This window comes from Aliidongia sp., from assembly GCF_035943795.1.
Taxonomy (GTDB): domain Bacteria; phylum Pseudomonadota; class Alphaproteobacteria; order ATCC43930; family CGMCC-115725; genus Aliidongia.
The window spans coordinates 1-9,321 of record NZ_DASZBY010000076.1; the positions used below are offsets into that span (position 1 = coordinate 1).

Annotated in this window: 16 protein-coding genes and 1 pseudogene; all 17 read left to right on the forward strand. The window is 66.4% G+C overall.

Annotated features, from left to right (window positions below; all coding sequences use genetic code 11):
• A partial coding sequence (locus VGV37_RS13310) for a Mu transposase C-terminal domain-containing protein (RefSeq protein ID WP_326880170.1) occupies nucleotides 1-1,447 on the forward strand: 1,447 nt, incomplete at its 5' end.
• 47 nt (nucleotides 1,448-1,494) lie between these two features.
• Nucleotides 1,495-2,229, forward strand: coding sequence for an ATP-binding protein (locus VGV37_RS13315; RefSeq protein WP_326880171.1), 735 nt, complete (start codon nucleotides 1,495-1,497; stop codon nucleotides 2,227-2,229).
• A gap of 2 nt (nucleotides 2,230-2,231) precedes the next feature.
• A complete protein-coding gene (locus VGV37_RS13320) occupies nucleotides 2,232-2,834 on the forward strand; it encodes a hypothetical protein (protein ID WP_326880172.1) in 603 nt (200 codons plus the stop codon).
• Nucleotides 2,827-3,168 (forward strand): transcriptional regulator, encoded by a 342-nt coding sequence (locus VGV37_RS13325; RefSeq protein WP_326880173.1) that lies wholly within the window; start codon nucleotides 2,827-2,829, stop codon nucleotides 3,166-3,168. Before VGV37_RS13320 ends, VGV37_RS13325 begins: the two co-directional genes overlap by 8 nt.
• On the forward strand, nucleotides 3,165-3,446 hold the full coding sequence (locus VGV37_RS13330; RefSeq protein WP_326880174.1) for a hypothetical protein: 282 nt from the start codon (nucleotides 3,165-3,167) through the stop codon (nucleotides 3,444-3,446). Before VGV37_RS13325 ends, VGV37_RS13330 begins: the two co-directional genes overlap by 4 nt.
• 103 nt (nucleotides 3,447-3,549) lie before the next feature.
• Nucleotides 3,550-3,894, forward strand: a complete 345-nt coding sequence (locus tag VGV37_RS13335; protein ID WP_326880175.1) for a hypothetical protein — start codon at nucleotides 3,550-3,552, stop codon at nucleotides 3,892-3,894.
• Nucleotides 3,891-4,508, forward strand: a complete 618-nt coding sequence (locus VGV37_RS13340) for a DUF3164 family protein (RefSeq protein WP_326880176.1) — start codon at nucleotides 3,891-3,893, stop codon at nucleotides 4,506-4,508. The genes VGV37_RS13335 and VGV37_RS13340 overlap by 4 nt, the downstream gene beginning before the upstream one ends.
• Nucleotides 4,509-4,573: 65 nt before the next feature.
• Nucleotides 4,574-4,948, forward strand: a complete 375-nt coding sequence (locus VGV37_RS13345; RefSeq protein ID WP_326880177.1) for a hypothetical protein — start codon at nucleotides 4,574-4,576, stop codon at nucleotides 4,946-4,948.
• A gap of 9 nt (nucleotides 4,949-4,957) precedes the next feature.
• Nucleotides 4,958-5,332: a helix-turn-helix domain-containing protein gene (locus VGV37_RS13350; RefSeq protein ID WP_326880178.1), complete on the forward strand. Its 375-nt coding sequence runs from the start codon at nucleotides 4,958-4,960 to the stop codon at nucleotides 5,330-5,332.
• Nucleotides 5,333-5,334: 2 nt separating this feature from the next.
• Nucleotides 5,335-5,619, forward strand: a complete 285-nt coding sequence (locus VGV37_RS13355) for a hypothetical protein (RefSeq protein WP_326880179.1) — start codon at nucleotides 5,335-5,337, stop codon at nucleotides 5,617-5,619.
• Nucleotides 5,616-5,948: a hypothetical protein gene (locus tag VGV37_RS13360; protein ID WP_326880180.1), complete on the forward strand. Its 333-nt coding sequence runs from the start codon at nucleotides 5,616-5,618 to the stop codon at nucleotides 5,946-5,948. The genes VGV37_RS13355 and VGV37_RS13360 overlap by 4 nt, the downstream gene beginning before the upstream one ends.
• A 308-nt stretch (nucleotides 5,949-6,256) precedes the next feature.
• Nucleotides 6,257-7,018: a DUF7168 domain-containing protein gene (locus VGV37_RS13365; protein ID WP_326880181.1), complete on the forward strand. Its 762-nt coding sequence runs from the start codon at nucleotides 6,257-6,259 to the stop codon at nucleotides 7,016-7,018.
• Nucleotides 7,011-7,196, forward strand: coding sequence for a hypothetical protein (locus VGV37_RS13370; RefSeq protein ID WP_326880182.1), 186 nt, complete (start codon nucleotides 7,011-7,013; stop codon nucleotides 7,194-7,196). Before VGV37_RS13365 ends, VGV37_RS13370 begins: the two co-directional genes overlap by 8 nt.
• A complete protein-coding gene (locus VGV37_RS13375) occupies nucleotides 7,193-7,903 on the forward strand; it encodes a regulatory protein GemA (protein ID WP_326880183.1) in 711 nt (236 codons plus the stop codon). Before VGV37_RS13370 ends, VGV37_RS13375 begins: the two co-directional genes overlap by 4 nt.
• A complete protein-coding gene (locus VGV37_RS13380; RefSeq protein WP_326880184.1) occupies nucleotides 7,896-8,411 on the forward strand; it encodes a hypothetical protein in 516 nt (171 codons plus the stop codon). The genes VGV37_RS13375 and VGV37_RS13380 overlap by 8 nt, the downstream gene beginning before the upstream one ends.
• 13 nt (nucleotides 8,412-8,424) lie before the next feature.
• Entirely contained in the window at nucleotides 8,425-8,667 is a 243-nt protein-coding gene (locus VGV37_RS13385; RefSeq protein ID WP_326880185.1) for a hypothetical protein, read from the forward strand.
• A 441-nt stretch (nucleotides 8,668-9,108) separates the two neighbouring features.
• Nucleotides 9,109-9,321 (forward strand): annotated as a pseudogene (locus tag VGV37_RS13390) (hypothetical protein); the annotation flags it as partial.

Consider the following 9,321-nt stretch of genomic DNA (forward strand, 5'->3'; position numbering starts at 1 on the left):
CCAGGAGATCGCACCGACCGGCCAGATCCCGCCGAGCTATCCTCAGGTGCGCCGCTTTCTCGACCGTCTGGGCACGATCGAGATCAACCGGGGCCGCATGGGGCCGCGCGACATCAAGAACCTCAAGGCCTATGTGAAGCGGGACGATGCCTTGCTCGACCCGCTCGATATCGCGCTGGTCGACGGTCATACCTTCGATGCCGAGGTCTGCCATCCCTTCCATGGCGGCCCGTTCCGTCCGGAAATCACGACCGTCGTCGATGCCAAGACGCGCCTGGCGCTCGGCTTCTCGCTCGGCCTGGCCGAGAGCGCGCAATCGGTCATGGATGCGGTGCGCGATGCGGTCCAGCGCTATGGCGTGATGGCGTGGCTCTATTCCGACAACGGCCCGGGCAACAAGGCGGACCTGACCAGCGGCCCGGTGGTCGGCCTCATCGCCCGCCTCGGCGCCTCGCACATGTTGAGTCGGGCCTATAATTCGATGTCGCGCGGCCGAAGCGAGCGCGTCCATCAAACGATCTGGGTCCGCGCCGCGCGCAAGCTGCCGTCGTTCATCGGCGCCGACATGGACGCGGAGGCAAGCAACCGCGTCCACAAACTGACCCGCAAGGAACTGCAGGGTCGCGGGCGCAATCTGCTGATGCCGTGGCGCGACTTCGTCGCCTTCTGCCAGGCCGAGACCGACGACTACAACAACCGACCGCACAGCGGCCTGCCGTCGATCATCGATACCGACACGGGCAAGCGCCGCCACCAGACGCCGATGGAAGCTTGGCGCGCCGCGATCGAGGCCGGCTTCACGCCCGATGCCGTGGCTCCGGATCTGGCGGCCGATCTGTTCCGGCCGCACCGGATCGCGCGGACGAACCGCGGCCTCATCCAGTTCTCGAACCTGGAATACTTCCACCAGGATCTGGTCGAGCATGGCGGCGACGACGTCATGGTCGGCTACGAGTGGAACGATCCGTCGTTCGTCTGGGTCAAGACACTCGAAGGCCGCCTGATCTGCAAGGCGGCGCTCGACGGCCACAAGCGCGACTTCATCCCCAAATCGATGCTCGAACAGGGCCGCGAGACCCGCGCCCAGGGCCGCTTGCGCCGCCTGGAGGCGAATGTCGCGGAAGTCCAAGCCGAGCTGCGCGGCGCGCCGATCGAGGCCGAACCGCTGCAGCTGACCGCCAGCGACGAGGTCGCCGCCGACCTGATGCTCGCCCGCTTCGAACCCGCGCCGATCGCCGAGATCGTGCCGATCGGCGCGCCGGCCCTGCGCTGGCCGGGTGGCGAGGCGGAACGCATCGGTTGGCTCGCGCGCAATCCTGATGGTGTGGCCCCGGAAGACCTCGCCTGGCTTGCCGATCGGTGCCGGGTCAGCCAGGGCTTCGGGCTGCTCTACGAGGATGAACTGGCCCAGATCCGGGCCGCTCAAAAGGTTAGCGCCGCCGGGTGATCAGACCCGACGGCGCTGGGTAACGACGCTTCACGAGGACATTGTACATGCGTAATCAGTTCGCGAAAACCAGCAACGTCAAAGCCTTCATGGGCGCCTATTCCCGCGTGGAAGACCGGGGCGCCCGCGAGGCATCCTGGCTGTTTGTCGGCGGCGTGCCGGGGCTCGGCAAGACCCGGACCGTCATGTGGTTCGGCCTCCAGATCGGCGCGGTCTACGTCCGCGCCAAGGCCAACTGGAACACGAGCTGGATGCTGCAGGAGATCGCGACCGAGTTGGGTCTCGATGCCGGCGGCCGGATCAAGGATCTGTTCGCCCAGGTGCTGGGCTCGCTCGCCTCGTCGGGTCGGCACCTGATCATCGACGAAGCGCGCAACCTGCTGCACGACGTCAAGCTGCTGGAGACGCTTCGCGACCTGTCGGACACGTCCGAAGCCGTGATCATCCTGTCCGGCGAGGATTTCGTGCTGAAGCGCCTGACCACGCGCTATCCGCAGATCCGCAGCCGTATCACCGAGACCGTCGAGTTCCGGCCGGCGTCGATCGACGACGTGCGCCTGGTCTGCGACGAGCTGTGCGAGATCAAGGTCGCCGACGACCTGGTCGCCGAGATCCACAAGCAATCCCGTGGCTTCCTGCGCGAGGTCAAGAATGCCGTCGCCAATGTCGAGCGCTTCGGCAAGTCCCAGGGCGTCACGTCGATCGACCTCGGCGCCGTCGCCGGGCGGCAGCTCTGCCAGGACCGTGACGATGCCCGTACCCGCCAGCGCGCGGGGCTCTGACCATGGCCGTCGCCGAAACCCATTGGAAGGGCGGGATCATCCTGCACGCGCTGCCGGCCGAGGGCGCCTGCATGACGCTCGACCAGCTCGCCGCCCGCACCGGCCTAGCCAGGGATCGCGTTACGCGCCTCGTTACCCCGCTGAACAAGAACGGGCTCGTCTCGATGGTGCGTTTGGGTTGCTACCGCCGCACGCCGGCGGGCGACAGCGCGCTCGCGGCCGGCAAGTTCAAGAGCGGGCCGAAGGGGCCGAAACGGGTGCCCAGCAAGAAATCCGGGCTCAAGGACAAGCTCTGGTCGGCCCTGCGCATGCTGCGTAAGGCGACGGTGCCGGAGCTGCTCGAATTGGTCGACACCACGGGCCTGAAAGACCCGGACGGTCTCACGACCCGTTACCTGCTCCATCTACGCAAGGCCGGTGTAACGGGCTTGGCACGTAAGCGCGTCGCCGGCACCGCGCCAACGAGCAACGGCTATAGCCAGCACATTCTGCTGCGCGACCTCGGTCCGAAGGCGCCGGTGTGGAAGGCCACGGCGAAGCAACTGCTCGACCCCAACAAGGGCGGCCAGCCGATCCTCCCGACCGCTGAGGTAGAGCATGACTGAGCCCACCTGGCTGCTCATGCTGCGCAAGGCCGTCGGTCGCCTGGGTAGCATCCAGGCGGTCGCCGACGATCTCGGCTACAGCCGCACCGCGATCTCCCTGGTCCTCTCCGGCAAGTACGACAAGCCGACCCGCGCGATCGAGCAGGCCGTGCTGGCCCGGCTCGACTACGTCGAATGTCCGCACCTTTCGAGCGAGATCTCGCGCGAAGAGTGCAACGGCTATTCCCGCCGCCGGATGCCGCAGAGCGATCCGGCGAAGATCAAGCATTGGTCGGCCTGCCAGCGTTGCCCGGTGATGGCGGCGGCCCTCGGCGTAGAGCGGAAGGCATCATGAAGAAACCCGACGGCCTGACCCTGTCGCAATGGGTGAAAACCCTGCGCGCCCAGATCCTCTACGAGATGACGCTCAATCCCGACGACTGGCTGATCCTGAACCAGACCGAGGCGCTCGCGCTGACCTCCGCTCTGGTCGAGATCGCCCAGGACATCCGGACGTTGGAGGCGCAGGCGTCCGTCGCCCCGCCGCTCGATCCCCATACCAACGTGGTGCCATTCTCCCCTGTCCGGCGCTTGACCTCGGCGCGGCCGAACGGTGGGGGAGACGTAGCATGAAGGGCTACTCCCGTCGGGAATGGATTGAGGCCTGCGTTGCCGCCTTCGCGGTCCTGGTCTTCGTCTACGGCCTGTTCGGGCCGTTGGGCGGCAGGCTGATGCCATGACGATCGCCAGCCCGGAACGCCTGCTGCGTCGCGAGCGCCAGGTCGCCTTCGAACATGTGTTCTGGGCGGCCGGCCAGCACCTGTCCCCGCGCCAAGTGCTGACGGCCCTGGGCGAGGCCTGGGCCGTGCCCTGGCCGCCGACCTGGCACGACGTGGTGCTGGCGCTGATCGCCGAGCGCCGCAGCGCCATCGCCAAGCATCGCAAGACGGAGGGTTCGCATGTCCGCCTATCCCGGTCTCTCCCGGCTCGCCGTCGGCGGGTCGGTCACTCGCTCGCATTCCATTCGGCGTCAACGGTTCTGGCGCCGCGTCATTCGCTGGATCTGGAGGTAAGACTATGAACACCGCAGCCGTTCCCGAGGGCTACCGCCGGGACAGTAAGGAACGCCTCGTTCCTGCGCACATGATCCGCCCGACGGATTTGCTCGAAGACCAGCTCGTCGAGAAGATGATGGGCTATGCCGACGAGCTTTCGTCCCAGATCTCGCGGTTCAAGGCCCATTGCTTCAGCGATGTCGGCGCGTTCATCGACCTTCTGAAGGAAAAGTACCAGCTGGCCCGTGGCGGCGTGAAAGGCAACATGACCTTCACGGCCTATGACGGGTGCAGCAAGGTCCAGGTCGCGATCGCCGAGAACATGGTGTTCGGACCGGAACTGCAGATCGCCAAGGGGCTGATCGACGAGTGCATCGTCGACTGGGCCGAGGGCGCCGACGCCAATCTGCGCGTGCTGGTCGACCACGCGTTCAAGACGGACCAGGAAGGTCAGGTCAGCCGCGAAGCCGTGTTCGCGTTGCGCCGCGTCGAGATCCAAGACGATCGCTGGAAGCGGGCCATGGAAGCGGTCGGCGACAGCATCCGGATCGTCGGCAGCAAGGCCTATATCCGGTTCTACCGGCGCACCTCGCCGACCGCCCGCTGGGACGCGATCACCATCGACATGGCGGGTGCGTGATGGGCTGGATTTCTCTCGCTCCCAGGTCCGGCCGACAGATTGCGGAATCCGGTCCGGTTTGCACGATGAGCTTCGCCGGGGATCGGGTCAGCATTCGCCTGACGGGGCAGCTGCTGTCCCTGCTCGGCCTCAAGCATTCGGATCGGGTGACCATCCTGCTGGGAGAAGGTCCCGACGTCGGCGCGATGCAAATCTTTGCGGGCAACGGTTACGCGATCCGGCGGGTCAACAAAACCCAGGCCACCGGCCACCTCGCGGTCCAGCCGTGGAAACACGTTGATCAGAAGCCGCATCCAAGCCGAGCGGTGGAACATCGGCTCGGCAGGACGTCCGAGGGAAAGCCTCTTCTGCTGATCACCCTGCCCGAATGGGCTGCTCCACGCTTCCATGACGTGGCGCCGCGCCGGTCGCCGCCGCCGCCGATCCCTTTGCTGAAATAGGAAAGCATCATGACGGGACCGATCCAGCTCACGCCGAAACAGCGTGATTGCATGCGCGTGATCCAGGACATGACCGATGCGAGCGGCGGTGTGGCTCCGACCTTAAGCGAGATCGCATCCCAGGTCGGGCTCATGTCGAAGAGCAACGTGCACCGGCTGCTGTGCGGCCTGGTGGAACGCGGCTACATCGAACGGACCCACCAACGGGCACGCGCGATCAAGATCCTGCACCGCCTGCCGCCGTCGGAAGTGGTGGCCGCTCTCGCCCAGCTCGGCGAAGTGCTGTCAGCCGCTGTCGCCAGCGCCGATGGCATGGTCCGGATCATCGCGCCCCGCGAGATGGTCGACGCCGCGATCGTCGCCATCGGCATCAAGGCCGCCTGAGAATGTCCGCCCGGCGTCCGATCACCGGGGAGCTGCTGCTCGAACTGACGACGGCGGCCAGCGCCGCCGCCCAGGTCCTGCCGCGCCGGGAAACCCGCGCGCGCTACCGCCTGCAGCATGTCGTGCAGCAGCTCGTCGCCAGTGCGGGCGCTGGACACCTTCTGATCGACCGCCCGACCCGGGAAGTCGCCTTCGACCAGCTCCGCGCCGCCGTGAAGGCCGCACGAGCCGCCGGCGTCGAGTGGCGCGACGTCGTCGTGCTGGTGAATGGAGACGATGAACGATGAAGAAGACGATCTCGCCGACCGAGTTTGACTTGAAGGCACTGAGGGCTCTGTCCAACGGCTTTGGAGCAATACTCGAACAGTCCGAATATCCGAAGAAGACGTACTTCATCGTCGATTGTGATGGCGCGCGGCTCGGAATGTACTTGATGGCCGAAGTCACCCGCTGGTGGAAAGCCGGCTGGATCGTCTGTCGCATGGACGATCGGACGTCGCCGTCGCAGTCCGGCGAGTACATTCTGACAGATGCGGGCTCCGATATGCTGGAAGGCCTCACTCCACCGAAGGCTCCTGTCCAGCTGTCGCTTCTGGAGTCTCGCTATGAAAACTAGCAGTCAGATCTGCGCGGCCGACAGCTGCGGCGCGGCCTGCCAGCGCGGGCAACTCATGTGCAAGCCATGCTGGTATTCCGTGCCGGGAGCGCTTCGCAAAGCAGTCAACATGACCTGGCGCACGTATCGCGCCGAGCCGGACTTGCCGCAGCTGAAGGCATATCGCGTCGCCCGCGACGCTGCGATCGCCGCCGCCAGGGAGGCACGGCCATGACGGCGCGCCGCAAGCTCTCCGTCCTCGCACTGTCCGTGGCTGGCAGTTGGGCGGCCATCGGCCTGGTCGCCGGCCTCGTCATCCTGGTGCTGCGGTGACCGGGCGCCGCTACACCGCCGACGATCTGGCCGGGCTGAAGGCAAAGATCCGGGCACTTCGGTCCCGAACGCTCGATCGCGGCTGTTCCGAAGCGGAGGCCGTCGCCGCTGCTGCTAAAGCCGCCGAGCTGATGCATGGTGCCGGCCTGACCGACGAGCTGGTCGACCGACCCCCGTTCGCCGAGGTCGAATTGCCGATGGCGGCCGTCCGGATGAAGCGGCCATGGTCCGGTCTGTTCGTCTCGATCGCCTCGGTTTGCACCGTCCAGGTCTGGCACGGCTACGCCCAAGGCGGCTCGCTCGTGATCTTCGGCTTCGAGCCCGACGTGCTGATCGCCGAGTATCTGGTCGAGATGCTGTCGCGATGCGTCGAGACCGAGCGGGCGAATTTCCGGCTCACCGACGCTTATCGACGGCGCCGCGTCGCCCGAACCCGCAAGCAAGCGGTGGATGCCTTCCTTGCCGGCTTCATCGCGGCGCTGGCGAACAAGGTGCGGATGCTCGCGTCCGACGCGTCTGTCGACGAGCACCAAGCGAAACGCGCCGCTGTCGAGACCGAGGTCGCGCGCCGGGACATCCAGCTGCGCGCAAAGCGTCAGACGAAGGCACGCGACCTCTCCCGGCATGAAGCCTTCGGGTCCGGCTACGCCGCCGGCCGCGCCGTGCCCATCCATTCCGGCGTCGGTGCCGAAGCAGCTCGTACCGGCCTGCCTGCTCCCCGTCTTTCCTTGCCAGCACCTGGAGGCCGAAATGCCTAATTCCGTCCCGATCCTGTCGGTCGCGTTGTCGCACGCCGAGCTGATCCGCCTGGTCTCGCCCCGCATCCTCAGTCAGTACCCGAGCGCCGGCATCATCGAGCATTGGGTGATCGACATCGTGCAGCTCAAGGGCGGCCTGCGCTTCGACCTCATCGCCCCTGGGGAGGCGCGTCGATGAACGCCGTCGATCCGACCCGCCAAGCCGAGTTGGCCAAGATCCATGTCGCCAAGAAGGAACTGGCGCTGGCCGATGACAGCTATCGCGCCATCATCGGCCGGTTTTCCGCCGGCCGAACCGACAGCAGCGCCAAGCTCTCGCCGCGCGAGCGCCATGCCGTGCTCGACCATTTCGAAACCTTGGGCTTCAAGCCATCCGCCAGGGCACCGGCGGCCGACCGCCGCGTCGACACCCGTCCCCAGGCGCAGAAGCTGAAGAACCTCTGGCAGGCGCTGTGGGAGATGGGCGCCGTGTACGAACCAAGCGACCAGGCGCTCGCGGCATTCGTCTGCCGGCATACGTCGATCGCGGCGCTACGCTGGAACAGTGCGGCGGACCTGAAGGTGGCGATCGACTGCCTCAAGGGTTGGTGCCGGCGTGTCGGTTACTCGGCGCAGCCCTTCCACGGCCGCCGGCCGACGCTGGGCGAGGGCCGGTACGAGCCGGTACTGATCGAGGCGCAATGGGCGCGCCTGGTGAAGCTCGACGCGGTGAAGGCCGGGGAACAGGCCTCGCTCGCGACCTGGATGGGCAACGAAGGTTTCCGCGTGCGGGCGCCCGAGGATCTCGACCGCGACGATGGTCCGGAGATCGTGAGCCGGCTCGGCAAGTGGCTGCGCCGCGTCTCTCGCGGCAAGCCGGAAATCAGCGACGGTCCCGATGACTGATCCGATCCAGATCCACGCGGAGGCCTTGCCGGAGATGCTGGCTAACATTGCCCGCTGGACCAGCGTCGAGATCGCGATCGCGATCGCGCGCGAGTTCGGTGGCGGCCGGCTCTACATCCCGGAGACGATCAAGCGCGAGCATCCGCTGGCGCGCCTGGTCGGCCTGCAGGCGGCGCGGGTGATCGGCGCCCAGCTGGGCGGCGAGCGCTTCAAGGTGCCGTCCGCCCGCGTGTATCTGAATTGGCTCGATGCCAAGCGCATGTTCGCCGAGGGGAAGACCCGGCAGCAGATCGCCAAGACGCTGCATCTGAACTACGACCGGGTGCGCCAGCTGACGGCGGGCTTTGAGATGCTCGATCGCGACGCGGTTCTATCCATGATCCCGCTGCGCCAACCCGCATCATGTCCTGGCTGCGGACGTCGGCGATGCAGTCCCAAAGCGCATCAGCCCGCGAAGGCACCTGTCGACGCGAAGCAATTGTCGCTGTTTCCGCCAGATGCCGCGTGACGGAGAGATTTTGATGTCGAAGCCGATCGAGACCAACGCCGCGACGATGGACTATGTGCATCAGCTGATTGCCGCCGGCCACGAGATTGCCGAGGCGCTAGGCCTGAATGGCGGCGAAGTCGTGCAGGGCGCCGCGATTTTTGCCGGCATGCAAGCGCGGTGTAACGCTCGGCCGGGCATGGCCGAGGTCGTCGGGGAAATGTCGGCCGAGGTCGTTCGTCGCCTCGCGACGGGCCGAACTGCGACGATCAACTGATTGCCCATAGGACATCTTGGGATTGCCCTATGGGCATACGGAGGGCGTAGGCCGCAGGTTCAAATCCTGCCTGGTGAGAGCCAGTAGCTCAGTCTGGTAGAGCACGCCGATGAGGGAGGTCGCCGGTTCAAATCCGGCCGGGATCCACGATCGCCTCTTCAGGGATCGCCCGTAGCTCAGTCTGGTAGAGCGCCCCGTCAGCCCCAGGAACAGATGCTCTTATCGAGTGAGTGGCGTTGAAGGAAACGCAGGCAATTCAAATGGCGGAGACCGGCCCGACCGGCGTGCCTCCCATCCGACGGCTACGATAGCCCAAGGTCCGCTCGGTAGCCGGTATCAAGCCCGGCCTCATTCGGTAAGACGATCGTCTCTCTAGCCCCCAAATACGGCCCCGATCCGCCTACCTTAGCGCACGTGCCCAGGCGGGCGATCCTGCCCGCCATGAAATCGCTCTCGCCTTCCCAGATCTTCTTCGCCCAGCTCGCCAACGTCGTCGTGCGGCCGACGCTCGCGCGCCTCGGCCTCAATGACGGCCCGGTCGCTCTCAATCTCCTGCTCGGCACCGCCGCCCAGGAAAGCGGCGGCACCTACCTGGCGCAGTATCCGACCGGCCCGGCGCTCGGCCTGTGGCAGATCGAGCCCAATACCCACCAG